General features: G+C 38.3%; 29 protein-coding genes. 7 read left to right on the top strand and 22 right to left on the bottom strand.

Annotation, left to right across the window (positions count from 1 at the left end; translation table 11 throughout):
* Positions 1-106: 106 nt before the first annotated feature.
* The 12 genes from B1NLA3E_RS09290 to B1NLA3E_RS09235 all read right to left on the bottom strand — a co-directional run bounded on the left by B1NLA3E_RS09290 (position 107) and on the right by B1NLA3E_RS09235 (position 12,033).
* Positions 107-1,459: an LLM class flavin-dependent oxidoreductase gene (locus tag B1NLA3E_RS09290; RefSeq protein ID WP_015593589.1), complete on the bottom strand. Its 1,353-nt coding sequence runs from the start codon at positions 1,457-1,459 to the stop codon at positions 107-109.
* Positions 1,460-1,471: 12 nt separating this feature from the next.
* A complete protein-coding gene (locus tag B1NLA3E_RS09285) occupies positions 1,472-2,335 on the bottom strand; it encodes a MetQ/NlpA family ABC transporter substrate-binding protein (protein WP_041580996.1) in 864 nt (287 codons plus the stop codon).
* A 29-nt stretch (positions 2,336-2,364) separates the two neighbouring features.
* Positions 2,365-2,964 carry a methionine ABC transporter permease gene (locus B1NLA3E_RS09280; RefSeq protein WP_015593587.1) on the bottom strand — a complete coding sequence of 200 codons (600 nt, stop codon included), beginning with the start codon at positions 2,962-2,964 and terminating at the stop codon, positions 2,365-2,367.
* The gene (locus tag B1NLA3E_RS09275; RefSeq protein WP_015593586.1) at positions 2,957-4,036 is read right to left on the bottom strand and encodes a methionine ABC transporter ATP-binding protein; all 1,080 of its coding nucleotides are present in this window, start codon (positions 4,034-4,036) and stop codon (positions 2,957-2,959) included. The genes B1NLA3E_RS09280 and B1NLA3E_RS09275 overlap by 8 nt, the downstream gene beginning before the upstream one ends.
* Positions 4,037-4,063: 27 nt before the next feature.
* Positions 4,064-4,897: a MetQ/NlpA family ABC transporter substrate-binding protein gene (locus B1NLA3E_RS09270; RefSeq protein WP_015593585.1), complete on the bottom strand. Its 834-nt coding sequence runs from the start codon at positions 4,895-4,897 to the stop codon at positions 4,064-4,066.
* Between the two features lie 124 nt (positions 4,898-5,021).
* A complete protein-coding gene (locus B1NLA3E_RS09265; RefSeq protein ID WP_015593584.1) occupies positions 5,022-6,179 on the bottom strand; it encodes an amidohydrolase in 1,158 nt (385 codons plus the stop codon).
* Positions 6,180-6,200: 21 nt separating this feature from the next.
* Positions 6,201-6,734 carry a GNAT family N-acetyltransferase gene (locus B1NLA3E_RS09260; protein WP_015593583.1) on the bottom strand — a complete coding sequence of 178 codons (534 nt, stop codon included), beginning with the start codon at positions 6,732-6,734 and terminating at the stop codon, positions 6,201-6,203.
* Between the two features lie 197 nt (positions 6,735-6,931).
* Entirely contained in the window at positions 6,932-7,987 is a 1,056-nt protein-coding gene (locus B1NLA3E_RS09255) for an LLM class flavin-dependent oxidoreductase (RefSeq protein WP_015593582.1), read from the bottom strand.
* Positions 7,988-8,178: 191 nt separating this feature from the next.
* Positions 8,179-8,457: a glutaredoxin family protein gene (locus tag B1NLA3E_RS09250; protein WP_015593581.1), complete on the bottom strand. Its 279-nt coding sequence runs from the start codon at positions 8,455-8,457 to the stop codon at positions 8,179-8,181.
* Between the two features lie 108 nt (positions 8,458-8,565).
* Positions 8,566-9,900: an LLM class flavin-dependent oxidoreductase gene (locus B1NLA3E_RS09245; RefSeq protein WP_015593580.1), complete on the bottom strand. Its 1,335-nt coding sequence runs from the start codon at positions 9,898-9,900 to the stop codon at positions 8,566-8,568.
* A 77-nt stretch (positions 9,901-9,977) separates the two neighbouring features.
* Complete coding sequence (locus B1NLA3E_RS09240; protein WP_015593579.1) at positions 9,978-10,973, bottom strand: MsnO8 family LLM class oxidoreductase; 996 nt, start codon at positions 10,971-10,973, stop codon at positions 9,978-9,980.
* 148 nt (positions 10,974-11,121) lie between these two features.
* Positions 11,122-12,033: a LysR family transcriptional regulator gene (locus B1NLA3E_RS09235; RefSeq protein WP_015593578.1), complete on the bottom strand. Its 912-nt coding sequence runs from the start codon at positions 12,031-12,033 to the stop codon at positions 11,122-11,124.
* Positions 12,034-12,420: 387 nt separating this feature from the next.
* Between B1NLA3E_RS09235 and proC the strand changes: the two genes are divergently transcribed.
* Both proC and B1NLA3E_RS25800 read left to right on the top strand, forming a co-directional pair.
* Positions 12,421-13,227 carry a pyrroline-5-carboxylate reductase gene (gene proC / locus B1NLA3E_RS09230; protein WP_015593577.1) on the top strand — a complete coding sequence of 269 codons (807 nt, stop codon included), beginning with the start codon at positions 12,421-12,423 and terminating at the stop codon, positions 13,225-13,227.
* A 259-nt stretch (positions 13,228-13,486) separates the two neighbouring features.
* Positions 13,487-13,615, top strand: a complete 129-nt coding sequence (locus B1NLA3E_RS25800) for a hypothetical protein (RefSeq protein ID WP_268870661.1) — start codon at positions 13,487-13,489, stop codon at positions 13,613-13,615.
* Positions 13,616-14,072: 457 nt separating this feature from the next.
* On the opposite strand, the gene B1NLA3E_RS09225 is transcribed toward B1NLA3E_RS25800, so the two are convergent.
* Positions 14,073-14,372 carry a BC1872 family protein gene (locus B1NLA3E_RS09225; RefSeq protein ID WP_015593576.1) on the bottom strand — a complete coding sequence of 100 codons (300 nt, stop codon included), beginning with the start codon at positions 14,370-14,372 and terminating at the stop codon, positions 14,073-14,075.
* Between the two features lie 160 nt (positions 14,373-14,532).
* Here B1NLA3E_RS09225 and B1NLA3E_RS09220 point away from each other — a divergent pair, with 160 nt between their 5' ends.
* Entirely contained in the window at positions 14,533-14,778 is a 246-nt protein-coding gene (locus B1NLA3E_RS09220) for a DUF2164 domain-containing protein (protein WP_015593575.1), read from the top strand.
* A gap of 128 nt (positions 14,779-14,906) precedes the next feature.
* Here B1NLA3E_RS09220 and B1NLA3E_RS09215 read toward each other — a convergent pair whose 3' ends face one another.
* A complete protein-coding gene (locus tag B1NLA3E_RS09215; RefSeq protein WP_015593574.1) occupies positions 14,907-15,407 on the bottom strand; it encodes an arsinothricin resistance N-acetyltransferase ArsN1 family A in 501 nt (166 codons plus the stop codon).
* Positions 15,408-15,527: 120 nt separating this feature from the next.
* On the opposite strand from B1NLA3E_RS09215, the gene B1NLA3E_RS09210 reads away from it, so the two are divergent.
* Both B1NLA3E_RS09210 and B1NLA3E_RS09205 read left to right on the top strand, forming a co-directional pair.
* Positions 15,528-15,983, top strand: a complete 456-nt coding sequence (locus tag B1NLA3E_RS09210; RefSeq protein WP_015593573.1) for a MarR family winged helix-turn-helix transcriptional regulator — start codon at positions 15,528-15,530, stop codon at positions 15,981-15,983.
* A gap of 69 nt (positions 15,984-16,052) precedes the next feature.
* Positions 16,053-16,844, top strand: a complete 792-nt coding sequence (locus B1NLA3E_RS09205; RefSeq protein WP_015593572.1) for an arsenite methyltransferase — start codon at positions 16,053-16,055, stop codon at positions 16,842-16,844.
* Positions 16,845-16,910: 66 nt separating this feature from the next.
* On the opposite strand, the gene B1NLA3E_RS09200 is transcribed toward B1NLA3E_RS09205, so the two are convergent.
* From B1NLA3E_RS09200 to B1NLA3E_RS09170, 7 genes are all read right to left on the bottom strand, one after another.
* On the bottom strand, positions 16,911-17,186 hold the full coding sequence (locus B1NLA3E_RS09200) for an adhesin (RefSeq protein ID WP_015593571.1): 276 nt from the start codon (positions 17,184-17,186) through the stop codon (positions 16,911-16,913).
* Positions 17,187-17,225: 39 nt separating this feature from the next.
* Positions 17,226-18,992 (bottom strand): arsenical pump-driving ATPase, encoded by a 1,767-nt coding sequence (arsA, locus tag B1NLA3E_RS09195; protein WP_041580416.1) that lies wholly within the window; start codon positions 18,990-18,992, stop codon positions 17,226-17,228.
* 23 nt (positions 18,993-19,015) lie between these two features.
* On the bottom strand, positions 19,016-19,378 hold the full coding sequence (gene arsD, locus B1NLA3E_RS09190; protein ID WP_015593569.1) for an arsenite efflux transporter metallochaperone ArsD: 363 nt from the start codon (positions 19,376-19,378) through the stop codon (positions 19,016-19,018).
* Positions 19,379-19,454: 76 nt separating this feature from the next.
* On the bottom strand, positions 19,455-19,874 hold the full coding sequence (gene arsC / locus B1NLA3E_RS09185; protein ID WP_015593568.1) for an arsenate reductase (thioredoxin): 420 nt from the start codon (positions 19,872-19,874) through the stop codon (positions 19,455-19,457).
* A 27-nt stretch (positions 19,875-19,901) separates the two neighbouring features.
* A complete protein-coding gene (locus B1NLA3E_RS09180; protein ID WP_041580992.1) occupies positions 19,902-20,237 on the bottom strand; it encodes an ArsR/SmtB family transcription factor in 336 nt (111 codons plus the stop codon).
* A 29-nt stretch (positions 20,238-20,266) separates the two neighbouring features.
* Positions 20,267-21,322, bottom strand: coding sequence for an ACR3 family arsenite efflux transporter (gene arsB / locus B1NLA3E_RS09175; RefSeq protein WP_015593566.1), 1,056 nt, complete (start codon positions 21,320-21,322; stop codon positions 20,267-20,269).
* A 198-nt stretch (positions 21,323-21,520) separates the two neighbouring features.
* A complete protein-coding gene (locus B1NLA3E_RS09170; protein ID WP_015593565.1) occupies positions 21,521-21,988 on the bottom strand; it encodes a GNAT family N-acetyltransferase in 468 nt (155 codons plus the stop codon).
* A 181-nt stretch (positions 21,989-22,169) separates the two neighbouring features.
* Here B1NLA3E_RS09170 and B1NLA3E_RS09165 point away from each other — a divergent pair, with 181 nt between their 5' ends.
* Together B1NLA3E_RS09165 and B1NLA3E_RS23250 are read left to right on the top strand one after the other, a co-directional pair.
* Positions 22,170-22,559 (top strand): J-domain-containing protein, encoded by a 390-nt coding sequence (locus B1NLA3E_RS09165; RefSeq protein WP_041580414.1) that lies wholly within the window; start codon positions 22,170-22,172, stop codon positions 22,557-22,559.
* Positions 22,560-22,672: 113 nt separating this feature from the next.
* Positions 22,673-23,023: a nuclease-related domain-containing protein gene (locus B1NLA3E_RS23250; RefSeq protein WP_015593563.1), complete on the top strand. Its 351-nt coding sequence runs from the start codon at positions 22,673-22,675 to the stop codon at positions 23,021-23,023.
* 725 nt (positions 23,024-23,748) lie between these two features.
* Here B1NLA3E_RS23250 and B1NLA3E_RS09155 read toward each other — a convergent pair.
* On the bottom strand, positions 23,749-25,092 hold the full coding sequence (locus tag B1NLA3E_RS09155; protein ID WP_015593562.1) for an RNA-guided endonuclease TnpB family protein: 1,344 nt from the start codon (positions 25,090-25,092) through the stop codon (positions 23,749-23,751).
* Between the last annotated feature and the right edge of the window lie 698 nt (positions 25,093-25,790).

Genomic DNA, 25,790 nt, shown 5'->3' with positions numbered 1-25,790 from the left:
AATAATTTAAAACTATACGACCACCGACAATTTTCATCGCTAATTCAATCATTTTAACAACGTTCCTGCGAATCACATTTTTTTGATATTCCCATCAACCCTACCTTTATTTACCATGAGTCGTTAATTTATCACGGGTAAAGCGATTTTCAGGCTTCTTTAACCCAAGATGATCACGAAGTGTGTCACCTTCATAATCCAACCGGAATAATCCTCGCTCCTGTAAAATCGGCACGACTAGCTTGACAAAATCCTCTAGATCATTAGGATACAGAGGGAACTGAAGCATAAAGCCGTCAGCAGCTCTTTCGACAAACCATTTCTCTATTTCATCCGCTACTTGCGTTGGTGTCCCAACAAATGCGTCACGTCTCCCTGGCCCAAAGAAACGATTATATAAATCACCGACTTTTAAGTCTTCTTCATCGATAATTTTCTTCATTTCATTAAAATGACTTTGAATGCTATTCACTACCGGAAATTCAACTTCTCTTGCTGGAGTATCTAAATCATATTTAGAGAAATCAACGTTTCCCATATAACCCGATACAAATTTTAAGCTCTCATATGGATCAATCAGATTTTGGAGAGTTTGGTATTTCTGTAAGGCAATTTCTTCCGTTTCCCCAACGATTGGTGAAATACCATGAAGAATGTGGAGCTCATCTTCGCCTCTTCCAAAATCCTTCAATTGTGATTTTAACTTTTTATAATAACTTTTCGCTTCTTCGATATTATCCCAATGAACGAACACCACTTCAGCAACCCGAGATGCGAGCCGTTGTCCTGGTTCAGATGCGCCTGCTTGAACAATAACGGGCTGTCCTTGCTTTGAGCGTGCAATATTTAATGGACCCTTTACGGAAAAATACTTCCCATTATAATGAATCTCATGGAGTTTATCTTTATCATAAAATCCACCTGTTTCTTTGTTATACAAGAAGGCATCATCTTCCCATGAATCCCATAATCCTTGTACAACATCTACAAACTCTTCCGCGCGCTCATAACGCTGGTCATGTTCCCAATGCGCATTTCGAGTAAAATTCAATGCCGTTTCACCCGTTGCATCTGATGTAGTAACAAGATTCCAAGCTGCCCGACCATTACTAATATGATCAACAGAAGCAAATTGACGAGCAAGGACATATGGTTCGCTGTAAGTAGTCGACGCTGTTGCACCAACACCAATTTTTTCCGTAACGGCGGCGATTGCTGTAATTAACACCGTTGGGTCAAAGCGATTCAAAATTTGCGGATGTGACTCATGATTAATTGCCAAACTATCGGCCACAAACGCCACATCAAATTTCCCTTTTTCAGCAATTTGCGCCAATTTTTGAAAAGCCTTTACATCAATACTTGCATTTGGATTAGCATTCGGATGACGCCACGAAGCTACATGCATCCCTGTCCCAATTAAATAAGCCGCAAGCTTAATCTGTCTTTTTTGGCTCATTTTCCTCTCTCCTTATTTTTTAGAGTATGTTTCCTTGTATGTGCTTAACTCATCTAGAGTAATAAAGGTTGGAATATAGTTTCCGTTATAGGTTTTTTCAATAAATTTTGCAGTATCTTCAGATTGATATAGTTTGACGATTTTTTTAAACGTTGGATTATTTTTGTCTTCTTTTTTTGCTGCAATGACATTAATGTAAGGCTTTGCTGTTTTACTTTCATGAATGATTGCATCTTTAAGGGACAGCCCAGCCTCGACTGCTACACCATTATTAATGATAGAACCCGCAGTATCTTCCATGACACGAGGTGTTGTCGCCGCATCAACTGGAACAATTTCAATTTTCTTTGGATTGTCTTTAATTTTATCCACCCCACCATTTCCATCGAACCCATCTACAACCTTTAACAATCCCGCTTCTTGCAACAATACGAGTGCGCGTCCCCAATTCGACGGGTCATTAGGTACAGCAATTTGGGCACCATTTGGTATATCATCTAGAGAATTATATTTTTTTGAATACAAGCCAAGCGGCGCAATAATTGTCGTCCCAATTGGTACAATATTTGTCTTGTTATTTTTATTAAATAAGTCTAAGTAAGCAACATGTTGAAAAGCGTTAATATCAATATCACCGGCTACTAAAGCTTGATCTGGATCAACAGCAGATGAAAAATTAACAATTTCTATCTCGATCCCTTCATCTTTTGCTTTCTCCTTTAAATATTCCCATGTTCGAAGCTCTGAGCCTCTAACCCCAACCTTCACTTTCTCCTGCTCAGATTCTTTATTTACTGCATCGCTTGTAGACTTGCTTGAGCATCCTGTTAAAATTATTCCAAGGACAAGAAAAATTAATAAAATTGTTTTCTTCATTTTGTTTAAATCACCTTTCTTTATAACTTTCAAACTCTTCTGATTTTTCTCTCCAAAATATTCCCCAAACTTTGAACCCCTTGTACGATAACAACGAGAATAATCACTGTGGCAAAAATCGTGATGGTGCTAAAGCGCTGATAACCATAGGTAATCGCTACATCTCCTAATCCTCCACCACCAATTGCTCCTGCCATAGCTGTTGCACCAATTAAACCGATTGTTGCAGTTGTTATACTTAGAATTAATGATGCGAAGGCCTCAGGAATTAAAAATTTAAAAATAATCTGTAATGGTGTTGCTCCCATTGCCTTAGCTGCTTCAATAATCCCTTCATCTACTTCTAGCAATGAATTTTCGACAAGTCTGGAGATATATGGTCCTACATGAAGCACAAGCGGCACAATTGCTGCCGACGTACCAATCGAGGTACCTACAATTATCCTTGTAAAGGGAATGATGGCTACTAGTAAAATAATAAAAGGGATTGATCGAAAGATATTAACGATTGGGTTAACAATTGAAAAAATCCATTTATTCTCCAACACATGTCCCTTCCTTGTAACCACTAGTAAAATTCCTAAAAAAACACCAAGGAGCCCCCCAAAAAAGAGAGAAGTACTAACCATGTAGAGCGTTTCCCACAAGGCGTTTAGAATAAGTTCTGTACTTACTTCCAACTTCAGTCACCTCCGTTACCTTGACGTTTTGTTTTTCAATAAATTGAATCGCTCTTTCCATTTCGTCCTCATTACCAATAAATTCAACAATTAAATTGCCAAACGGAATGCCCTGGAGTTCGGTAATGTTTCCGAACAAAACATTAATATCGACATTGAAATTCTTGGCCGTTTTTGAAACAACAGGTTGACCTGAGCTTGATCCAAGAAAATCAATTTTGACAATTCGACTGTCATCCTTATTTTCTTTTAACAGTCGATACACGCTAGCTGGAACTTCATCGCGAACAACAGATCGGACGAAATTGCGGGTCGTTAGCGTTCGTGGAGAAGCAAAAATGTCAAACACACTTCCTGCTTCAATCACACGACCATCTTCCATGACTGCAACACGATTACATATTTCCTTAATCACTTCCATCTCATGGGTGATGATAAGAATCGTAATTTTATATTCTTCATTAATCCTTTTTAACAGGTCAAGAATCGATTTTGTTGTTTGAGGATCTAATGCCGATGTCGCTTCATCACATAATAAAATCGAAGGGTTTGTCGCCAGCGCCCGAGCAATTCCTACTCGTTGTTTTTGTCCCCCCGATAGCTGATCAGGGTAATTCTTCGCTTTGTCCTCTAACCCAACAAAGCGAAGAATCTCATAAACTCGGTCTTCGATCTCTTTTTTCTTTTTTTTACTTAATAAGAGTGGCATCGCCACATTATCAAAAACCGTTTTAGAATTCAGTAAATTAAAATGCTGAAAAATCATTCCGATATTTTTCTTAGCTTCTCTTAATTCTTTTTCCGATAAGTCTGCTAAATTTCTTCCTTCGATGACCACCTCTCCTGAAGTTGGAGATTCTAGTAAATTTACCGTTCGGATGAGTGTGCTTTTTCCAGCACCACTAAAACCAATGACGCCAAAAATATCTCCTTTTTCAACCGTTAAATCAATATCTATTAACGCCTCAATCTTTTTCTCTCCATTATCAAACACTTTTGAAACATGACGGAATTCAATCAAAGCAACCCCTCCTAACTTTCATAATGGTTAAAATGCTGGCACAACAGCACCTTCATATTTTTCCTCAATAAATTGTTTTACTTTTTCAGATGTTAACGCTTTTGCAAGCTTTTGAATGGCTTCATCATCCTTATTATCTGGCCGAGACACTAGAATATTGACATACGGTGAATTACTTCCTTCAATAATTATCGCATCTTTCAATGGTTTAAAACCGCCTTCTAACGCATAGTTTGTATTAATCGCCGAGGCTTCCACATCATCTAATGAACGTACTAATACTGGGCCATCTACTGGAATAAACTCTATTTTTTTATCATTTTCGGTAATGTCCTCTAATGTGTAATTCCCCTTTTTTGAACGGTCTAACTTGATAAGACCATTATCTGCAAACAATAATAATCCACGGGAAAAGTTTACTGGATCCTTAGGTAATGCAACTTTCGCACCATTTGATAATTCTTTAATAGAGTTAATTTTTTTCGAATACACTCCGAATGGCTCGATATGAACTCCAACTACCTTTACCAAATCTAAACCACTATCCTTATTTACTTGCTCTAAATAGGGTGTATGTTGAAAAAAGTTTGCATCTAATTCTTTGTCAGCTGTTGATTGATTCGTTTGAATTCCATCTTGAGTGATGACGATATCTAACTTCACGCCTTGTTTTTCCAAATCAGGAGCAATATGCTCTAATATTTCAGCATGTGGTGTAGAAGATGCACTAATTTTCAAGGTAACCTGTTTATTTTTATTCTCTGCCCCTTTCGAAGACGCTTGCTCTTCTTTTCCGCAAGCACCTAATACCACAGATAACAACAATACAAATGTAAGGGACAACCATTTCAATTTTTTCACTTTTCCCAATCTCCTATTCGGTATAAAATTGATAATTCAAATACGTTTACTATGATTTAATGATAAAAAACCTTCTCTTCTTTTTAGCCCCAAGAAGAGATCGATGAAATGCATTTGCAAATCTCTATTTAACTAGCAAACTACCGCTATTCCTCATTAATAAACTCTTGGCACTCTCATATAAAAAATAGGCTGCTTTTATAATAGCTGTTTCATCAATCGTGAACGCTGGATGATGCCAGTCTTGACTCCCGCTTGTGCCAAAAAAAGCAAATGAGCCAGGAATATATTGCAAATAACTTGCGAAATCTTCACCCGCCATCGATGGTTCGGGATCAACTACCTTTAATGAATGCCGTTCTGCAGATTGACGGGCAATTTCTGTTATGTTTGCATCATTCAAGAGTGGAGGTGGACCAGGATACCATGTAAAAGTTGATTCTTGGGAAAAGGCAAGGGCTATATGTTTCACTAAATGGTTCATCTTTTGTTTGACCTCTTCCCGCAAGGAGGGGTCAAACGTTCGAACCGTGCCCTCCAATATGACGTCTTCTGGAATGACATTCCATGTATTTCCACCTACTATTTTCGTTACACTTACAACAGCACTTTGCAAGGGTGAAATTGTTCGGCTAACGATGGTCTGCAAGGCTGTAATCAGTTGTGTTGCAGCAATAATCGGGTCCTTTCCAGTTTGAGGAAGCGCACCATGACTCCCTTTGCCACGTAATTTGATGACAAAGCGGTCTGCCGCCGCCATTAAGGGGCCTTCCTTCAATCCAATTGTCCCAACTGGTAAATCGGGCTTATTATGCAGCCCGATGATCGCTTCGACTTCTTGAAGTTGGCCATCTTTTATCACTTTTTCGGCACCGCCACCCGATTCCTCTGCTGGTTGAAAAATTAAACGCACAGTACCACTCAATTCAGCTTGAGACTCTTTCAAAAGATAAGCCGCCCCAAGCGCTGCAGCTGTATGAAAATCATGACCGCATGCGTGCATGATGCCTTTGATTTTTGAAGCATAAGGTAGCCCTGTTTGTTCTTCAATCGGCAGTGCATCAATATCTGCTCGAATGGCCACTGTCGGCCCTGGCTTTTCCCCTTCGATGTCGGCAAAAACACCCGTTGGCAAGCTGGTGCTCCGAATATCAATCCCTTCCTCTTGTAGCCATTTCTGAATCGACTTTGTTGTTTCAAATTCTTCTTTTGAAACTTCCGGATACTGGTGTAAATGGCGCCTAATCGTAATAAGGCGCGATTCTAATTTCGTTTGATTCATACAGTCTTTAGTCACTTCCTTCTATAAATCGAATCGAAAGCATTTTACTAAAATATCATGATTTTGAAATTCCTTTGTTCGATCCCGTTTAAAACCGAGCCATTCATACAGTTTAATAGCTTTGTGCATTTTATCACTCGAATGCAAATACAAACTATTCGCTTCTTGTTCCTTTGCGTAGTTAATACTAGCTTTTAATAACTCTTGTGCAACTCCAAGCCCTCTTGCTTTAGGATGAACGCCTAACAATCGGACAATTGGTGAGAAGATTTCAAGCTCTGGTTTCGCATATGCCTGTTCCGATGACAGAAATAGCTGCAATGTGCCAAGAACATCCTGGCCGCTCTTCGCGACCAATATTTTTTCAACCTGTGGATTATCGATTGAAACAGTAATATTTTCTAAATATTCCTGCCAAACTTGAGGATCTGAATAGTCATGTTCATACTGTTGATAGCTGTCAATTAATACACGACGAGCTATTTCTTTATCTTCTTCCAGAAGTTCCGACACGACTATTTGATTGGACAATTGATTGACTCCCTGTTTGGACATTCTATTTTCTCCCCTTCCTTCTTTTCTTACTTCGCAGATAAGAGTAATCAACTTTATTGATTTAATTGAAAATTATCCTATCACTTAATCCAAGACGATGACAATACTTTTCCTGATAGGAATTTTTTTAAAATTGATAGAAATATTTTATTGATTGTAAAAAAGGTCCATAAATCAATGACTCAGTCTTTAGTCTTTTAAGCAAATGTTGACTGTTTGTTTTCCCAGATTGTACTTGGAATTTCTCGACGAAGGACCGGTATTACTTCAGTAGCAAATCTATCGAGCTGTTCAAGTTGTTCTGCTTCACCTAGTCCCTCTACACTAATACTTTGAACTTGATGCCCATATGCCTTGTGATATTTTAATAGCTTCTCAATCACTTGATCAGGTGTTCCCACTAAAGCCGGACCATTCTTAATATTGTCTTCCAGATCATTAAATGGGGACTGATTATACTTCGCTGGTTCTGTGTGATTATAAGCATCATAGTAAGGACGGTATCCTTTGATAGCTTCCTCTGATGTATTAGCTAAATACAAGCCTCTCGCCCCTGATCCAACAACTGCTTTTTCAGGATCATAACCGTAAAAAGCCAAACGCTCACGGTAATGTTCAATTAATTCTTTATACTTCAACATTGGATGGAAGGTATTAGATGAGAAAATCGGTTCTCCATTTTTTGCAGCCAGCTCCGTAGAAAGCTTACTTGATGCACTTCCATGCCATATCGGAATCTGTTGTTGAAACGGTCTCGGCTGGGTAGTAACATTTTCTAATGGTGTTCGATATTTCCCTGTCCAATTCACATTCTTTTCACTCCATAGGCGTTTAAGTAGATTGTATCGCTCCGCAAGGGATTCCCACTGTTCTTCCTCTGTAATACCAAAAAGTGAGTAGTGCCGTGGGTCGTTTCCTTTACCGATTATCATCTCTAATCTTCCGCTTGAAAGATGATCCAGCGTAGCATAGTCCTCTGCAACACGCACTGGATCAAGAATGCTAAGCACTGTAACTGTAGTCAACAACCGAATTTTTGATGTTTTTGTGGCAATGGCCCCAAGTAACACTGCAGGAGAAGATGACAGAAAAGGTTCTCCGTGTCTTTCTCCCACACCATAGCCGTCAAAACCCCATTTTTCAGCGAAAACGGCCTGGTCAAGGACCTTTTGAAAAAGTTGTTGTTCAGTCAATGATTCTCCTGTAACCCCGTTAGGTAGATTACTCATGAGAGTAAATAAAACAAATTTCATTAATCTTCTGCCTCCAAATCTAGAGCTACTAAAATAATTCTAACCAAAAAAGTAATGACAATTTCCCACACCCATAACCTAAATTCCTACGATACGATTCGGCATCCTTTAGTACGGAAAATAGGTTGGAAAATTGTCATGATAAAAAATCTCAAGTTAATATCAAACTATTAATATTTATATAGTCGGGATTAAATCGTGCTTTTTTGATTTTGAACTTCGGCAAGCGCTTTTTCCAGATGTTCAATTCCAACCTCTGTTACACCTTGATATACTTCACCCTGCCCAATTTCCACGACAGGTACGTGACGAACCCCATATTTCACATCCAAAATATCTCGATAATCATCATGGTTTGTTACGTCCACCGTTTGATAAGAAATGCCTTTATCCTCTAAAAAATTTTTTACTACTCCACAATAGTGGCATCCTTGTTTTGACCAGACAACAACTGATAAACTTTTGCTCATCTACTTTTCCTCCTCAAATGAATAAAATGATTTTTCTTTTTATAAAACTGAACCAATTAGCTTTTATATTTCACTATTAAGAACCCAATTCAAAAATCTATCCTAGCATTATTGTTGAATCGGTTCTACCGCATAACGATTTTTCGGGATTGGAAGCCCTAGGTTACCACGTAATGTGTCTGCTTCATATTCGGTCCGATAAATCCCTCGTTTCTGAAGAATAGGTACAACATGGTCGACGAAATCATTCAAAGCATTTGGTACCCCTGCTGCTAGGTTAAATCCATCAGCTCCCTTCTCTTCGAACCATTGCTGAATCTGGTCTGCCACTTTCTCTGGAGTTCCAATGAAAGGCGTCCGTGGTGTCGCTTCTCTTAATGCAAATTGTCGAAGTGTTAGCCCTTCTTTCTTTGCTTCCACCTTAATTCGATCCGTGGTGCTTTTGAAACTGTTTTTTCCTACCTCACCGAGTTCAGGGAACGGTGCATCTAATTCATATTGGGAGAAATCATGATGATCGAAGTAGCGTCCTAAATAGTCAAGGGCCTTATCTATCGATACAAGGTTAGCAATTTCTTGATATTTTAGTTCGGCCTCTTCCTCTGTTGCCCCAATAATTGGTGAAAAACCTGGTAATATCACTAGATCATCTGGATTTCTCCCTAATGCTTTAGCCCTACTTTTCACATCTTGATAAAATTTTTGAGCTTCTTCCAAGGTAGGCTGTCCTGTGAAAATAGCATCCGCTTCTTTAGCAGCCAAATTTATTCCTGCTTCGGAAGAACCAGCTTGGAAAATAATAGGATGACCTTGTTTGGACCGACCAATATTAAGTGGTCCCTGAACAGAGAAAAACTCTCCTTTATGGTTTAATGGATGCAATTTTGTTGGATCAAAAAATACGCCCGATTCTTTATCTCTAACAAATGCATCATCTTCCCAGGAATCCCATAGCCCTTTTACAACCTGTAAATATTCGGAAGCGATTCGATATCGTTTAGGATGATTCGGATGTTCTTCAATTGTTTTGTTAAAGTTTAATGCAGTACTTTCAAGAGGTGTCGTGACAACATTCCACCCTGCACGACCACCGCTAATTTGATCCAGCGAAGCGAATTGCCGAGCTATTGTAAATGGCTCACTATACGAAGTAGAAACTGTCCCAATAAGCCCGATGTGTGAAGTGACAGCGGCAAGGGCAGATAAAATGGTCAGTGGCTCAAAACGATTTAAAAAATGAGGAATCGACTTTTCATTTATATATAAGCCATCGGCAATGAATACTAAATCGAACTTCCCTTCTTCAGCCTTCAGAGCCTGTTCCTTATAAAAGTCAAGACTAACACTTGCATCAGTTTGAACCTCAGGGTGCCTCCAGCCTGCTATATTCCCCCCGACTCCATGAATAAGTGCGCCAAATTTCAACTTTCTTTGCTTGGCCATTGATATTTCCCCCTTTGATATTTCATCAGCAATAAGGATTCATTAATAGATTGAAAGAATCGTAGGCTCGGTTTTCCTTAAATGGTCACTTTAATTGGACTCAACAATTTAAAGGACCGTAATCGCTCTTCTTCTTTTAGAATTGGAGTATGCAAAATAAACTCATCTACACCATATTTTTTGTGGAGATCATCTAAAACGCCATTAACATAGGAAGGAGTTCCCGCAATAATTTTGGAATCCTGCTCTTCAATTTCGTACTTCTCTCCAGATTGATTGCCAAACAATTCTGCTTGTTCACGTGTTTGAACCTTCAATGTCCGACCACTTTGCAAGTGTACCTTCACAATTTTGTTATAATCACTTGAAAGTAGTTCTGCTTCGTGCTGTGTAGGGGCAGCAAATCCGGCAACGCCTAAGATAAAACGGCCTTCAGGAAAGCGACTATGATACACCTGCGCCGCTTCTTCCAACTCGTTCAGATCGTTATTAAAAAAGATACCGAATACAAACGGTGTTTTATAATCAGCAGCTAACTTCGCACTTGCAGAACTTGCACCCAGTAAGATCGTTTCTGGTTTTTCAGATGGTAGAGGTGTTGCTTGAATACCAGCAAGCGGGTGAGAGTCATCTACGGAATTTTCAATTAATTTTTGCAGCAATGAGAACCGTTCCTCGAAATCTTTTCCATCATTTACTGTTCCATACTGAAGTGCTCTTGTTGACAATGGAAGTCCGCCTGGAGCTTTTCCAATACCCAAATCAACCCTTCCAGGCGCCAGATTGGATAACACATGGAAATTTTCGGCCACTTTATATGGGCTATAATGCTGAAGCAAGACTCCGCCTGATCCAACTCGAATCGATTTTGTTTGTGCTAGCAGGTAGGATACCAATACTTCAGGTGATGCCCCAGCCAACTGTTCAGCGTGATGATGTTCTGATACCCAAAATCGTGAGTACCCCCAATCTTCTGCATTTTTTGCTAGATTAATGGTTTGTTGTAACGCAGAATATGCAGAAGTCTCAGGAAAAATGGGGCTTTGATCTAAAATACCAAGCTTGTAACTCATCTTAATTCCTCCTTTTTTATTCCAATTTTGCAGGTATGAATAATATGTTTTATTGGGATTTGGTTGAGACTTATCCTATCACCTAAAACCCTTCTATGACAATCCTTTCGCTGATAGAAAGATTTATTGTATTCATAGGAAAGTTTAATCAATCAGTATGTAGAAGTGATAGTTGATGATTTTTTTCAAATTCCTGAACTGAATGTAGAATATCCTCCCAAAGCAAAGGTAGTTCCGAGCCATTATTTCCATGTATTAGATAGATAGATTGTTTGAGCTTGATTAAGTGTGACACATCTATTTCAATCAATTTGCCCTGTTCTATCTCTTTTTTTACGCATAAATGTGGTAAAAATCCGATACCGCTTCTGCTTAGTATTAGCGCCTTAGCCACTTCAAGATGATCTACCTGAAACTCAATGCGTGGCTCTATATGACTCACTTCAAAAATTTTGCGAACCCTATTCCAGTCAAATGCACCACATTCAAAAAATACCATTGGCTCCACTGCTAATTGCTGTGCTGTGATATCTGTCTGAAATTGAAATGAATGTCCAGGATAGACAACTAATCGAACCGAGTTATCAAGTACCTCGTGTTTTTGGAGACGGTTATGTTCCACATCCTTTAAAAATGCCAGGTCCACTTGCTTTTGAAGCAGTTTGTCAACGAGCATATCGTTTGGTGCAGCAATAAATTTAAATCGCAAATCAGGATGTGCTTTTTTCCATAAAGGTAAGGCAAATGGAATAAAATATTGTGAAGTAATCATATTTGCACCTATCGTTATTTCTTCATTTATTGGTGCTTTTTTCAATTGCTTTTTTCCCAGTTGAAGGGTTCGGATAATCTGTTCTGCATATGGAAAAAACTCTTTCCCTTTTTCATTTAAAATAAGTCCTCTTCCCTGTCGCACAAATAATTCAGAATCAAGTTCACGCTCAAGCGTCTTTATTCTCGCCGTAACAGTTGGTTGTGACAAAAACAAAGCGTCTGCGGCCTTATGAATATTGTTAAAATGCACTACATACATAAATGCCTCAATATTATCTATGTTCAAATCCCCATCTCCTTTTCTCTAATATAAAAACCAAAAGCTCCTGTACGCTTAGCGTTCAGGAGCTTTTGGTCGACCAATCAGCTCAATAAATAATGTTTTTAACCCGACTATTGTTAGTGAAAAAATGGGTATTAGCTCTACTATTAAAGAATGTATGACTGTTGAGTTTTTTGAATACCTAATTTTAACGTTTTTAATACCGAGTATTTTTATGTGTTTTGTTTTTTTATATCATATTATTTATTCCTAATTTAATCAACCGAATATTTTAATTTTTAAAAAAATATAAAAAGCCGTCTCCAAAGTTAGTTCTCTTATTAGGGCTGCATTGATTCGCATGTTATAATCAGTTCATTTATGAAAAACATCTTAGAAAGGAATTGTTTTATGAACAGAAAAATTGGTTTTATTGGTTGCGGAAGCATGGCCAAAGCAATGATCGGCGGGATTGTGAAATCGGGACATACAAGTCCAGACAATATTTATGCTTCAAACCGTTCTTTATCTAATCTTGAGGAAATGAAACAGGCTTATGGCATTCAAATTAAAGAGGACAATCGTGAGGTGGCTCAGAACTGTAACATCATTTTCCTTTCAGTTACTCCCGATATGTATGAATCAGTTATTGAACAAATAAGAGAAAGCATTCACGAACAAACCATCATTATTATGATTGCTGCTGGGCAGACCATCGCTCAAAATGAACAGCGATTTGGGCGCAAAATCAAAATAGCTAGATCTATGCCTAATACCCCGGCTCTTGTGGGTGAGGCAATGTCAGCACTGTGTGTCAATGATTTAATTTCAGCTGATGAAAAACAGGAACTAAAAGCGATTTTCGAATGCTTCGGTGAAGTTGAATTTATAGAAGAAAACCTTATGGATGTCGTTAGTGGGGTCAGCGGCGCTTCTCCTGCCTATGCCTATATGTTCATTGAAGCTCTTGCTGATGGAGCAGTCAAACAAGGAATGCCAAGGAAACAGGCTTATATTTTTGCATCTCAGGCAATATTGGGCGCCGCAAAAATGGTATTGGAAACTGGTATTCATCCAGGAGAGCTAAAAGATCAGGTTTGCTCACCAGGTGGAGCGACAATTGAGGCGATTGCAAGCCTTGAAGAAAATGGGTTCCGGTCGTCAGTCATTAAAGCAGTTGATGCATGTGTTGCAAAATCGAAATTGTTGAATAGCTAATGATTTGATTAGAGACAACCTTGTTTTTCCAATCGATTTATAATCCATCATATAATAACCTTGATAGACCGTTTGCATGATTTCTAATAAATATTTCGTTCAAGAAGAAAATCAAATAGCATAGCCTCCAAAAAAGAAAGCAAACTAAAATAGTGGGTGCCAATCGAAAAAAACATAAAAAATTTCCGCACCGTAATCCTTATATTGTGTTGGCATCATTTAAGGAATAACTATATCAGCCTGCAATGGTGGTGAGAAAATGGCTAAAAATAAGAATAATCAATTTAAGAATAATAAAAATGCTCTACCAAAAGCAGATGTAGAATTTGCGGGAGAAAATGGACTAGAAAAAAAAGCACTAAAGGCACTAAAAAGTCAAAATAAGTAAACAACATGGAATAGTCAACCTGTCACTTTGTCCTACCTATCTGATATTACCCGCACTTTAATGACTAAGGGAGCTGTCACATTGTCTTTCGGTCGCTACTGCCCTATTTTTAGTGACCGCCTGGGTCCTTTTTTTCTCTCTTTGGTAACTACTTAACTGGTTTAGTGACCGTCTGAGTCCTTTTCCCCTCTCTTTGGTCACTACTTCACCGGTTTAGTGACCGCTCGGGTATTCTTTTCCCATCTTCGGTCACTACTTCACCGGTTTAGTGACCGCTCGGGTATTTTTTTCCCATCTTTGGTCACTACTTAACTGGTTTAGTGACCGACTGAGTTCTTTTTCCCTCTCTTCGGTCACTACTTCACTAGTTTAGTGACCGTTCAGGTATTTTTTTCCCATCTTCGGTCACTACTTCAAGTTTAGTGACCGTTCAGGTATTTTTGTCTATTTTCGGTCACTACAGCCATTCATCAGCGATTGAACTATTGTCAGCGATTGAATAGGCTGCATTCACGATTGCTTGTGGTAAGGTTTCACCAGTGGCGCCTTCGTCATTAAAGCACACCTCGTAAGCCCCTTTTTTTGTATATGTAAATCCTAGCTTTTCTAATTTTTCAACGATAAGCATTGCATGGTCAAGTTTTTGCTCAGGTTGAAAATTACGGATGAAAATACCTTTTTCATAATCAAACCATTTATCCCAGCTATTCATTTTCCAGCCTAGTATTCTGCGAGCTATTACCTCTACTTTATCCATTTCCTGCTGCCCTCTTTCCTCTAGATTTTTTTATTTTACCATTTTCCATCACACTAGTAGTACTAATTCAATTCCAATTTCTCGAAAAAAATAATGCCTGTTCTATTTCAAAATACCATTGTATAGTTACAGTAATGAAATTTTTTAGGAGTGGTCTAATTTGTTCATAAAACTTACTAAAGAGCAACAACAATTAATGATATCTGACATTCAGTATTTCTTTTCACAAGAAAGAGATGAAGAAATATCTGAATTTGCGGCTGAAACGGTATTAGATTTCGTGAAGAAGTCCCTTGCTCCACATTTCTATAATGCTGCAGTTTTAGATGCAAAAAATGTTATTGATCAGCAATTTGCTTCACTTGAAGATGAAATATTAACTTTGGAACGACCAATAAAAAGATAAGAAATACACAAAAGGAACTTCTAACGATAGAGGTTCCTTCTAATATATTAGCACCCTACCACTTTTTCAAGTCAACTCGCTTTGTTATGAGCAGCCAATTAGACTGTTCAACTAGGAAGTCAAAAATTTTAAAAAACCTTTTCCATGACCATCACATCGACAAAACGACCATCTAACTTCCCCTGATTCTTCAATAACCCCACTTCTCGATAACCATTTTTTCTATAAAGCCCCTGCCCTAATTCGTTAAATGGGAGGGTAAATAGGACAATTTTATTAAATTTATTCTCCATTGCAAGGAGCTCAATATCTCTCAATAATAACGAACCAATTCCCGTTCCCCGATTTTTCCTTTTAATATAAATAGACAAATCCGCCACGCCATCGTAGGCACATCGATTGGAATATCGGTTTAAAGATGTCCAACCCACAATTTTCCCAGATTGCTCAGCAACCAAAACTGCAAAACGCTGATTATGATCTTTCTCGAACCAATTTTGCATATAATCTAAGTCTTTTGGAGTTTCTTCTAATGTAGCAATCCTATCCTCAATTCCTTGGTTATAAATTTCAAGAATGGATTCCAAGTCCTCTTTTGTGGCTAACCTTGTTTTTAGATTCGATTTCACTGTAATCTCTCCTTAAATTTAATTCCCTAAATTTATTTTATCAAACTATTTGCATTTTGAAAATTTAAAAACTTGCAATTTGCAAATAATTATTATATAAATAATTGTGAGGTGATTAAATTGGAAAATAACAACTTAAGAAGTTTGCTCCAAATGATTGTTAGAAGATTTGGCTTCCTGAATGAACGTTGCTGTGAAGACTGCTGTGGGGATGATATTAGTCTCATTCAAGGCCACATATTATACGAGATCTCTAGACAGAACAAGCCGTCAATGCAGGATATTGCTGGAGCTTTGGGTTTAGATATCACAACCTTTAGCCGTCAAGTCAAGACCCTTGTTGAAAGGGATTTGGTCAAAAAGACACCTCATCCTAATGATAATCGCGTAAACCTTCTATCACTCACGCCTAAAGGAACCCAGACCGAGCAAAATATAAATCAAGAAATGAATAAGTATCTTAACGACATTTTATCTCCCTTTAGTGATTTCGAGCGAGAAACTGTTATTCGATCGATGCAGCTTTTAGATGAGGCAATGAGAAAATCAGAAAGTTATTGTTGCCCACCAAAATAAACCGGGATATTCTTAATAAAATACTTGTAAATCACAAATAATCACCAAAAGTAGATGGAGGGTTATTTTATGAAAGACAAAGAAGAAATTAGAGAATTTATTCGAAAAAACTATGCAGAGGTTGCATTGAAAGGATCAGACCAAGGCTGTTGCAGTAGTGGTTGTAGTTGTGAAGAGACTCCCTTTGATATTAGTGAGACCTCAATTAAATTAGGTTATAAAGCAGATGATCTATTAAATATACCGCTTGAATCCAATATGGGATTAGGATGTGGAAATCCTATCGCCATCGCAGCTATTAAAGAAGGAGAAGTCGTTCTCGATCTTGGAAGTGGAGGCGGATTTGATTGTTTCCTTGCAAGGAGGCAGGTAGGTGAAACTGGGTATGTAATTGGGGTTGATATGACCCCCGATATGATTAAGTTGGCAAGAAAAAATGCGGAGAAAAGTGGATATTCCAATGTTGAATTCAGATTGGGAGAAATCGAACATATACCCGTTGCTGATGCGTCAGTGAATGTGATCATATCCAATTGTGTCATTAACCTTTCTCTAGATAAAGCCCAAGTATTTAAAGAAGCCTTCAGAGTTCTTAAGCCGGGTGGCAGGTTATCAATATCTGATGTTGTCGCAACAGCACCCATCCCGCAAAACATAAAACAGGATCTGAGATTGATTACAGGCTGTGTTGGTGGTGCTGAATATGTTGAAGACATTAAAAATATGCTGTGTAACGCGGGATTCAAGGATATTCAAATGGCACAAAAAGATAACAGCAGAGAGATCATAAAAACATGGTCCCCTGATAAAAATATTGAAGATTTCGTCGCTTCTTTTCTAATAGAGGCTATAAAGGAATAAACCAAAGGAGATAATATCCCAATATGTTCAAAAATGGCTCAGTCCTAGCGACTGAGCCATTTCCTTTTAGCAACAGCTACTAGCACCTAATAAAACCAATCCTGTGCCTTCTTGATTTTCTTCTTTGTCTAGAGTTAATTCCTCAGTTGTCGTGATTTGTGCATCAAATGCTACTTTAATTCCATTAATCGTTTCCATTCTATCCGATTCCTGTGGTGGATCTAGAGATATGGCAAATTGTGGCCCACAGCAGCCTCCAACCGTATAAAGACGAATTCCGTCAGCCCCTTTTTCTTTTAAAAAGCTTTCTAACAGTTGTTTAGCTTCATCTGTAATTTTCATCTATTGCTCCTCCTTTATTTTTTTGCATCCATTTAAGCCTTAAAATAAGTAATCCTTTAGCTTGTCATAACCAATTTTTTCTTCATGCAACCAAGGAATAAGCGCACATTCCTCAGCTAGGTTTTCCTTTACTTCATTGATCCATTTAGTTTCCGAAATAGCTTTTCCTTTTAAAATAGGATCGTTTGTCGTTGTGGTAGATAAACTCTGATTGATCACCCACCATTTTGGACTAATATTAGCTCTTCTTAAATCATCTTGTAATCTGGATGACTCTAAAACAGGGGTCGCTTCCGCAAGTGTGACAATAACAACGGCTGTTTCTTTTGGATTCCGAATTTGTGGCAGTAGCATTTTTGCACTTTCTGGCACGTCTCCAGTTGACCTTTCAATCTCTTTGCTATATGACTGAGAAGCATCTAATAATAGTAAGGTGTGTCCTGTCGGTGCCGTATCTATAACGACAATTTCATTAATTGATCTGGCTACTACTTCCGCAAAGGCTTGAAAAACGGCAATTTCTTCTGTACACGGTGACTCTAAATCTTCTTGCAAGTATGCAAGACCTGCTTCATCCAAGTCCTTACTCGCATTGGATAATACGGTTGCTTTATATTTTTCAACTTCTACTTTCGGATTAATGCTACTAATCGTTAAATTTTGATTCAGATGCTCACTTTGAAATTGATATTCTAGGTGAGCCGCAGGATCGGTTGTGGTCAAATGGACCCGATGCCCTTTTTCAACTAGACCCACGGCAATGGCTGCTGCAACCGTTGTTTTTCCAACACCGCCTTTGCCCATCGTGAAGATTAGCTTTGTATGACTTGCTGAAGAGTCATCAACCACAGCTTTTAATCCAGGAAGTTGAACGAATTTACTCCCCATGTGATTTTCTTTTTTTGGAAATTCGTTTGGTTTAAAAAGATTGCGAAGATTTTCTACTCCTGTTAATGAATAGGCAAGGTATGGTAGCGAGTAAATAGTGCTCTCCGTTAAATTTTTTGATATCTGCTTTAATGCCTGTCTTTGCCGATGATAAAATGCTGATGACACTTCATCTTGTTCAACGTGGTTCTGAAGAAGACCGTTTATGATCAGCATTTTGTTTTTGATTCCAATTTCTTTTAGCTCTTTTGAAGCTCGGTCTGCTTCAAAGAGAGATGAGACATCAGGTCGCGTTACCAACATTAATGTCGTTTTAGTTGGGTCAGAAAGAGCCGATACGGCCTTTGAATATAAATCTTTTTTATCTGCCAGTCCCGATAAAGGGCCCAAACACGATGCACCGAGTGTACTTTCTTCTAAAAATCCATCCCAAGCAGTGGGAAGCTGCAAAAGCCGTAATGTATGGCCTGTTGGGGCTGTATCAAAAATAATGTGGTCATATAGATTTACGATTTCAATATTTGTAAGAAAATTGGTAAATTCGTCAAAGGCTGCAATTTCTACTGTACATGCCCCTGATAGCTGTTCTTCCATTGTAGTCACTACTGCTTCAGGAAATTTCTCTCGATACGGACCGACAACACTTTCACGATAAGCTTTTGCAGCAGCTTCAGGGTCAATGTTACTAGCAAATAAATTTTCAACCGCTGGAACGGCTTTTGGTGCGCTGGTTAATTCGATTCCAAACACATCTTCTAAATTGGAGGCAGGGTCAGTACTTATCAATAATACTTTTTTCCCGCTATCCGCTAATGCCACAGCTAGCGCACAAGCTGTTGAGGTTTTCCCTACCCCACCTTTTCCTGTTAAAAATAAAAATTGAGTGTGCATATGATTTGGTCTGAATGCTGGATACATGCTTTTTCCTTCTTCCAAATTTATTACAATTGTTTTAAATTGATAGAAAGTCGAGCTTTTGGTTTTTCAGTTAACTCTTCCAAACTCACTTCAAACCATTCAGCAAATTCTTCGTTAGATGGATAACTTCCTTCTTTTACAACTTGATCATTAACCAAAACCACCGGTAAAGCATTAGGTCCTTTTTCAATAAAAACACGATTTATTTCCTTGTTTTCTGCAAATTTATCAGGGTCATTTGTTAATTGGTACCGTTTAATATCAAAACCCTTTTTCCCTAATGAATATATAGCAGCTGCCACCCTTGCTAACTCTGGATCCACACTAGGACCACATACTCCTGTTGAACAACACATCGCCGGATCAAAAATTTCGACTTTTGTCATATTAAGACCTCCATTAATAAGCATTCTCTTATATACGAATCGAAAGGATAGCCAAGAATTTCTCTTGGCTAATACATTACTCTCCAGTTTCCGAGAAGCATTTTATCCGTTCTCCGATTTCATCACGTACCCGTTGGAAGAACGCCCATTTTTCGTCGTCGGTTCCCTTTGCTTTTGCAGGGTCATCAAAGCCCCAATGTTCACGCTTCACCTGTGGTGGGGTCATCGGACACTTATCTGCAGCGTCTCCGCAAAGAGTCACAACTAAATCAGCATTATTTAAGATTTCAGGGTCGATCATATCCGATGTATGATTAGAAATATCAATCCCGACTTCCTTCATTGCTTTAACAGCATTAGGATTTACCCCATGTGCTTCAATCCCTGCACTACGGACTTCCCACTCATCAACTAAATATTTTTTTGCCCAGCCATCAGCCATTTGGCTTCGACATGAATTTCCAGTACACAAAAAATAGATTGTTTTTTTAGCCATATTTCTACTCCTTTGATTTAACTTGGTCTATTCGCACGAAATGCGCAAACCATCTGATTCTAATTGGATTAATAATTCGTCTTGTTTTGGTAAATGGTCTAATAAACTTTTGACAAACGGATAATATTCATTTTCTTTATTCATTGAATAGAAAATCCATTGGCCCCTTCGGCTTTCCCTTACCAAACCAGCATCCCTTAATTTACGTAAATGCTGACTGACCGCTGGTTGACTCATATTAAAAATCCCTACAAATTCGCATACGCAACAGTCATTCGTTTCTAGTAACTTAACCATCGTGAGACGGGTTTTATCACCAAGTAATTTAAGGATTTGCGCGACATTTTGCATATCAGGTGTCATTTTAACATCCAAGATGGAACACCCCCATATTATTCTACAGCAGTACTAAAGTATTTCTTTTGCATCCAAAGAGCGACGTTTACTAAGCCAACCATTACGGGGACTTCTACTAATGGACCAATTACCGCTGCAAAGGCCACACCCGAGTGGATCCCAAATACACCAACGGCAACCGCAATCGCCAACTCAAAATTATTGCTTCCCGCGGTAAAAGCGAGCGTCGTTGTCACTGGATAGTTTGCACCAATCTTCTTCCCCATAAAGAAAGATATAAAGAACATCACCACAAAATAAATCAATAATGGAATGGCAATTCTTACAACATCTAAAGGTAAAGTCACGATTGTCTCACCTTTTAGCGAGAACATAACGATGATCGTGAATAATAAGGCAATAAGGGTGATTGGACTGATTTTAGGAATAAATACCTTTTGATACCATTCTCTCCCTTTTGATTTTACCAAGATCAATCGAGTTAACATCCCACTGATGAAAGGAATTCCGAGATAGATAAAAACTGACTTTGCCACTTCTCCCATTGTGATTTTGACGATTGCCCCTTCTAATCCAATCCATTGCGGGATAACGGTGACGAACACATAGGCATAAAGAGAGAAGAACAGTAATTGGAACACGGAGTTAAACGCAACCAATCCAGCTGCGTACTCAGCGTCCCCTTTGGCAAGGTCATTCCAGACAATAACCATGGCAATACACCTGGCCAGTCCGATCATGATGAGTCCTATCATATATTCTGGTTTATCCGGTAAAAAGACAATGGCTAGCACAAACATCAATATGGGGCCAACAATCCAGTTTTGGACAAGAGATAGTCCTAACACCTTCATATTTTTAAATACGCGACCCATTTCCTCATATTTTACCTTTGCTAACGGCGGATACATCATTAAAATCAAACCAATCGCCAATGGTATTGAAGTCGTTCCTACCTGGAGACGATTGATTCCCTTCACTAAGCCTGGAGAAACACATCCAATTCCTATTCCCACTGCCATCGCCAAAAATATCCATAGCGTGAGGTAACGATCAAGAAAAGATAATCGTTTCTTTTTGGTTATGTTCATAAATCTAACCTCCTAAATGAAAAAATATGTATTTTAAAACCCTATTATAAGTATATAAGCATTAGCTTATATATGCAAGTCGTTTTCTTGTTTTAAATGTAGTATTACTTTTCAGAATCAGACGACCAGAGCACCCGTGTTTTGAGGTCCCGCTTACTGACTTGCCCATGAATATTTGATGTACGCATAAAGGGTTAATTACCCATTTATCTGTTTTTCCAAAACGTCCACTTTGTTGCTTTTCCAAGGTTTGGTTAAGACATATTCAAATCCTTGCCGAGCCCAAAATTCTTTTGCTGACAGGTTGTCTTGAAGCACACCTAGCCTTACAGCATCATATTTTAGGGCTTTTAATTTTTCTTCAAAAGTATGATAAATCCGTGTCCCGTACCCTTTTGAACGGAATTTCCCATGAATCATTAGTAACCCAATCCAAGGAAATCCATCCTTAGGATTTTTATGAAGAAAATCAATGACTGCGATATAAACGCCATCATTTTTTATTAAAAAGCTATCAGACTGTATATTTAGAAATTCCTCTTTTATTTCGTCTTCTGTTCTACATTGATGACCATTTTCTAACTGATTATAATCAGGATTGGAGTTTATTATTTCTAACACATTTGATAATGTTTCAGTTGTTATTTTTTCAAAATAAAACATCATGGGGCTCCTTTCCCGGATTTTAACATTATTATCCTACTAATCCTTATTCAAGTCCATTTAAACAATTTAATAGTTTGTTACACAAGCAAACCCAAACAACTGTTTAGCGCTCCTAATAAAATATAGTGAAAGGTAAAAAGTGAAGAAAAACGCTATACTAATACGCAAGGAGTGGTTTACTATGGACTTTTTTTCAATTATTGCTGAAGATAAAATTCGCAAAGCGATAAAAGATGGTGATTTTGCTAACCTACCGGGTCAAGGAAAACCACTGAAGCTCGAAGACTTATCAAATATTCCAGAAGAACTTCGAATGGCCTACAAAGTGATGAAAAACGCAAATGTTATCGACGATTACGATGCATTAAGGGCAGAGTTAATGACCATTAATGACCTGATTAATGACTGTGAAAATAATGATGAGAGACAGCTTCTTAAAAGACAAAAGAATGAAAAAGAAATTAGATTCGAGGCTTTAATGAAAAAGCGGAGAACACTTAATTCCCCAGCCTCTTCCTTCTATAAAGAACAAATGTTAGAACGATTAAAAGGTCATGGACGGAAAAAGTGATGGAAAGGAAACACTGTCAGAATTTTAACACAATATTCATTGATTGAGTTCATCCATGTCCTTTCTTTTCTATAAAATAAATATAGAGTTAATAAAAAGGAAGGATGTGGAATATGCTTTTTAAGCCTCGCACAGTGCCAATTGAATTATTAATTCTAGGATATTTAAACACTCGAATGAAATTATCATCCAAGGATATACAGCAATTTTTGACCCTTAAAAAAGGATTTGAAGGGGAAGCTATGTTTGACTTATTACTAGGAAATCTCCAAAGTGAGATGATTATTTTAAATGACTTGTTGTTTGAGGTGAACAACTCTCTGTTCCAAATAGATTCATTAATCATTTCACAAGAAACCATTTACCTTTTTGAAGTAAAAAATTATGAAGTAGATTTTTATTATAAATCTGACAGGTTTTACACGATGTTAGGCACCGAAATTAAAAATCCACTAGACCATTAAAACGTACTGAATCCTTGCTCCGTCAATTACTCCAAAAACTAGGATACAATTTCCCAATTGAGGCTCAGGTTGTCTTTATCAATCCGGCGTTCACCTTATATCAAGCCCCCTCAAACCAACCGATTATTTTCCCAACACAGCTAACTCGCCTATTGAACAAATTAAATACGACCCCATCTGCACTTAATGAAAGGCATAAGAAACTAGCGGATCACCTGGTCTCTTTGCACCTAAAAGTATCTCCTCATTCCCGTTTGCCAAAATATGACTATAATCAGCTAAAAAAAGGGATTATCTCATCGTCTTGTAACTCATTTATGGTTGCTAGCGGTGAAAGGAAATTAATATGTGAGAAATGTGGATGCTCTGAACGGGTAGAATCAGCCGTTTTGCGGAGTATAGCGGAATTTAAGCTTCTTTTCCCTGGTCAACTACCCCCACTGAGGTCAAGCATTTCAGTGGGGGTTTGAGTTAAAACTCTAGGTCTTTTCGTCTATTACTAGACAGTTTGACGCTCTAGAATTCATGCCACCCTACGGTGACACCCCAAGTAAGTTTTTGGTTGGTACTAGCGACGAACTATCGTTTTCCCACTTGCACCACCCTTTCGAAAAGAACAGTTCTTCCTTACGGAAGAAGCCACCACTCAGATTGTTCCGGCGTGTACTACAAGCCCCGACAAGTCGAGTACGCATGGATGGTTGACGCACCCACTAAGTTATGCACTAAGCAACAACTTTACGTTTTTGTACTTCCAATAAGATTGGATTTATGAGTATCATATTATCGTCCAATTCTACTACTTCTGATTTACGCAAGATGTTTAGGGCACCGTTGATGTCGGCTTGAATACATCTTCCATTTTTACTTCGGTACAAACCACGAGTTATCCGTTTGCCACTAAAGCGATAAGTTGTTTTATTGTCTTTCGACCAAACAGGAATGAAATCTTTGTCTAGGAAACTTGCTTTTGATGTATAGCTTTCTTCTTGTTTTAAAAATCGAATACCTTCTTTTACACACTTATTCTCAAAGGCAGAAATCAGCTTATGGAAGGGGATTTGAACAAAAGCTTGATTATTCTTTTTTCCCATCTCACATTCTTGTTTCCAACCAGCGTTATAGCCGACTATAACAGTATCAATCTTACCTTCTTTTATTTTTTGGAACAGCAAGCCGACGGCTTGTGAGAAATATCCGTTAATTTGGCTTTCACGTTTGTTCCAGAGTTCTGCCAATTGGTTCGTGACAACACGTTTGGAAAGACCGTTTTCGATGTTTTTCTGTTGTAAATTACTTATCATTTTATTAAAGTATTGGTTGATAGATTTTAATTTTTTTCCATCGATTAAAAACGTATCCCCCTTATTGGTTGCACAGCTCAATAATCGGTCTACACCTAAATCGCAACTCAAAGCATTATTCGTTGTCGTTGGTTGTTTTTTCATTTGAGAAACGTGCATTTCATACGTATAATGCACCTCAAAGAACCGACCTTTTTGCTTGGGTACGATTTCAATGTAGGAGATTTTTTTGTGTAACAAATTCTTCGGCATACGAATTTTGATGGAACCGTAACGTTTTCTGAATTCGACGTTCATAGGAATTGACCAATAGCCTTCCTTATCTACTTTCGGAACTTGGTAGATTTCAATAACACGTTTTTCAGTAGCACGAGAATACTTCGGAAACTTTGGACGCCCCGTGAATTTTTCGGGATTTTTCTTCCACTTTTCTAATGCTTTGAAAAAGCTCTTCGCTTCCGCATACAACGTTCTACGAATAGCTTGAGCAGAGTTAGATTGAACGCCCCAATAGTTCATATCCGCTTGAATGGCAGTGTCTATTTCTTTTACAGTCGCTATCTTATTGGTGTTTAAGTAGCTTTGTTTAATGGTATACAATCCAACATTGCGCAACGCTTTCGAACTATGCGACATACGTTGAAGCAAACGGAATTCTTTAGACGTTAGGACACCACTTCCAATATTTTGTTTCTGTGTAAACCGTTGAATATGTTCGGTTTTCTTTTGTTTGCGCAACACTTTAATTGCTTTCTTTCTAGCCATTGTGTTCACCACCATTCTTAGGAGAGTTTATTAAGGATTAAGTAAACAAACCGGACGATTAGAATCATCGATTTTTAACTTATTCCCATCTGCGATTAATCGTAGCATTAGGTAAATAAATATGCGAACATTTGCTCTCAAGAAAGGCAAAAATTTTTTGAACTAAAAAGAGTTCAGCCTATCGGCTGACGGCAATTCATCTACACCTGAATTGTTGGGCTTCGCCCGTAACACAAATCAGGTGGAGTCTTCTTGCCAAAAGGGATAAAAAAGTTACCTCCAAAGCTATTCATGAATGGTGTGCGGTTGTCGAGTCCAAGAAGGTGATTAGGAGAATTTTAAAACAAAACTATCGGGCAATGGGGAAGGGAACTAATACTTATTATTTGTAAGTTTTGTTTTCTCTGGGGGGGCTCCTGGTTTCGTGACCGGTCCGACTCTCTTTTCTCTCAATTGGTCACTACTCTAATACCTTGATCTAGTGACCGTTCGCATGCTTCTTTACTCTCTTCGGTCACTACTACCCGGGTTTAGTGACCGTTTGCATGGTTTTACCCTCTCATTGGTCGCTACTACCCTGGTCTAGTGACCGTTCGCATCGTTTTACCCTCTCATTAGTCGCTACTACTCTGGTCTAGTGACCGTTCGCATGGCTTTTTCCTCTGTTTGGTCACTCCAGTTCTGCACGGGTAACCACA

Source organism: Bacillus sp. 1NLA3E, from assembly GCF_000242895.2.
Classification (GTDB): domain Bacteria; phylum Bacillota; class Bacilli; order Bacillales; family Cytobacillaceae; genus Bacillus_BU.
The sequence above is the reverse complement of the archived record's forward strand: the minus strand, read 5'-3'. Positions and strand labels throughout refer to the sequence as shown.

What these genes read in the sequence shown, in the direction of transcription:
- B1NLA3E_RS09280 (WP_015593587.1), bottom strand. Translation starts at nt 2,964, where the DNA reads ATGGTTAGTACTTCTCTCTTTTTTGGGGGGCTCCTTGGTGTTTTTTTA.
- B1NLA3E_RS09255 (WP_015593582.1), bottom strand. Translation starts at nt 7,987, where the DNA reads ATGAAATTTGTTTTATTTACTCTCATGAGTAATCTACCTAACGGGGTT.
- B1NLA3E_RS09155 (WP_015593562.1), bottom strand. Translation starts at nt 25,092, where the DNA reads ATGGCTAGAAAGAAAGCAATTAAAGTGTTGCGCAAACAAAAGAAAACC.
- B1NLA3E_RS09170 (WP_015593565.1), bottom strand. Translation starts at nt 21,988, where the DNA reads ATGATGTTTTATTTTGAAAAAATAACAACTGAAACATTATCAAATGTG.
- B1NLA3E_RS09250 (WP_015593581.1), bottom strand. Translation starts at nt 8,457, where the DNA reads ATGAGCAAAAGTTTATCAGTTGTTGTCTGGTCAAAACAAGGATGCCAC.
- B1NLA3E_RS09180 (WP_041580992.1), bottom strand. Translation starts at nt 20,237, where the DNA reads ATGACACCTGATATGCAAAATGTCGCGCAAATCCTTAAATTACTTGGT.
- B1NLA3E_RS09290 (WP_015593589.1), bottom strand. Translation starts at nt 1,459, where the DNA reads ATGAGCCAAAAAAGACAGATTAAGCTTGCGGCTTATTTAATTGGGACA.
- B1NLA3E_RS09225 (WP_015593576.1), bottom strand. Translation starts at nt 14,372, where the DNA reads ATGGATAAAGTAGAGGTAATAGCTCGCAGAATACTAGGCTGGAAAATG.
- B1NLA3E_RS09240 (WP_015593579.1), bottom strand. Translation starts at nt 10,973, where the DNA reads ATGAGTTACAAGCTTGGTATTTTAGATCAAAGCCCCATTTTTCCTGAG.
- arsD (WP_015593569.1), bottom strand. Translation starts at nt 19,378, where the DNA reads ATGACAAAAGTCGAAATTTTTGATCCGGCGATGTGTTGTTCAACAGGA.
- arsC (WP_015593568.1), bottom strand. Translation starts at nt 19,874, where the DNA reads ATGGCTAAAAAAACAATCTATTTTTTGTGTACTGGAAATTCATGTCGA.
- arsA (WP_041580416.1), bottom strand. Translation starts at nt 18,992, where the DNA reads ATGTATCCAGCATTCAGACCAAATCATATGCACACTCAATTTTTATTT.
- arsB (WP_015593566.1), bottom strand. Translation starts at nt 21,322, where the DNA reads ATGAACATAACCAAAAAGAAACGATTATCTTTTCTTGATCGTTACCTC.
- B1NLA3E_RS23250 (WP_015593563.1), top strand. Translation starts at nt 22,673, where the DNA reads ATGCTTTTTAAGCCTCGCACAGTGCCAATTGAATTATTAATTCTAGGA.
- B1NLA3E_RS09285 (WP_041580996.1), bottom strand. Translation starts at nt 2,335, where the DNA reads ATGAAGAAAACAATTTTATTAATTTTTCTTGTCCTTGGAATAATTTTA.
- B1NLA3E_RS25800 (WP_268870661.1), top strand. Translation starts at nt 13,487, where the DNA reads ATGGCTAAAAATAAGAATAATCAATTTAAGAATAATAAAAATGCTCTA.
- B1NLA3E_RS09260 (WP_015593583.1), bottom strand. Translation starts at nt 6,734, where the DNA reads ATGTCCAAACAGGGAGTCAATCAATTGTCCAATCAAATAGTCGTGTCG.
- B1NLA3E_RS09245 (WP_015593580.1), bottom strand. Translation starts at nt 9,900, where the DNA reads ATGGCCAAGCAAAGAAAGTTGAAATTTGGCGCACTTATTCATGGAGTC.
- B1NLA3E_RS09200 (WP_015593571.1), bottom strand. Translation starts at nt 17,186, where the DNA reads ATGAAAATTACAGATGAAGCTAAACAACTGTTAGAAAGCTTTTTAAAA.
- B1NLA3E_RS09165 (WP_041580414.1), top strand. Translation starts at nt 22,170, where the DNA reads ATGGACTTTTTTTCAATTATTGCTGAAGATAAAATTCGCAAAGCGATA.
- proC (WP_015593577.1), top strand. Translation starts at nt 12,421, where the DNA reads ATGAACAGAAAAATTGGTTTTATTGGTTGCGGAAGCATGGCCAAAGCA.
- B1NLA3E_RS09265 (WP_015593584.1), bottom strand. Translation starts at nt 6,179, where the DNA reads ATGAATCAAACGAAATTAGAATCGCGCCTTATTACGATTAGGCGCCAT.
- B1NLA3E_RS09205 (WP_015593572.1), top strand. Translation starts at nt 16,053, where the DNA reads ATGAAAGACAAAGAAGAAATTAGAGAATTTATTCGAAAAAACTATGCA.